The organism is Facklamia sp. P12955 (assembly GCF_050409565.1).
Taxonomy (GTDB): domain Bacteria; phylum Bacillota; class Bacilli; order Lactobacillales; family Aerococcaceae; genus Facklamia.
In genome coordinates this window covers 1-956 of the sequence record NZ_JBNUPF010000057.1, presented here as the reverse complement: position 1 = coordinate 956, position 956 = coordinate 1, and the positions used below count along the sequence as shown (strand labels likewise).

Annotated in this window: 1 protein-coding gene and 1 pseudogene; both read left to right on the top strand. The window is 35.0% G+C overall.

Annotated elements, in window-relative coordinates:
- The first annotated feature begins 405 nt into the window (after nt 1-405).
- On the top strand, nt 406-528 hold the full coding sequence (locus ACQV2G_RS09100) for a hypothetical protein (RefSeq protein WP_428876645.1): 123 nt from the start codon (nt 406-408) through the stop codon (nt 526-528).
- A gap of 259 nt (nt 529-787) precedes the next feature.
- Nucleotides 788-925: pseudogene (locus ACQV2G_RS09095) on the top strand (IS3 family transposase); the annotation flags it as partial.
- Between the last annotated feature and the right edge of the window lie 31 nt (nt 926-956).

The window sequence follows — 956 nt, the reverse complement described above, 5'->3', positions numbered from 1 at the left end:
CCCCAAAAGTTCGAGTTAAAAACTAACTTTTGGGGGTCCTTTTATGTCTAAAAATAGGCTTCTGAATTGAAAATGAAAGTGATTGAAGGGTATTTTGAAGGATAATTAGGTTACAAGGCTTTAACAAAAAATAGGGGATTCCTTCACCTTCTTTAGTCAAGAATTGGGTCAACAATTATAAAAGATAGGGGGCAAGTGGGTTAAAAGCAATTCAAGGAAAAGCAGATTATTCTTTAGATTTTTAAGCTGAATGTTTTACACTTTAAGCAAAGAATAGCTGCTTCCTATAAAGAAACGGCAATCGCCTTTAACCTTACGAATCCATCAATGCTAGCTAATTGCAAAGGCGTTTATCTTGAAGGGGGTTCTAAAGCTCTGAATAGACCGATAGAAAGGCCGCCCAAAGTGGTAAAGAAACTTAATAAAAACGGACTTCGTCAAAAGAATAAAGTTACTGATGATTCAGAATTAGAAGAAAAGACTCAACAAATATTTCACGAACTCTATGAAACCTATGGTTATCGATGAATTACGGCTGAATTATACAAAACACACCATCAAAAAATTAACCCTAAAAAGCTTTACGAATCATGAATAAGCTCGGCTTAAAATGTACAAAATTCTGGCGAAAGTCACGTCGCTATAGCTCTTACAAAGGAACAATTGCTCCCAACCCCCTCAATCGTCGCTTTAGTGCAAAATATCCTCTTCAAAAATTAATCGCTGATGTGACAGCGTTCAAGACAGCCGATGAGCAGAAACTGTATTTAAGGCCTATTATGGAGAACCACTGACAAGTTATAAGAAACTGATGAATAAGATTAATCAATATATTCACCACTATAATCATAGAAGAATAAAACAAAAATTGAGCGGTATGTCTTTGTTTGAATACCGAATCTATACCATTCAATTAACCGTTTAAATACAAACTCCAACTTTTGAGGTTCACATCA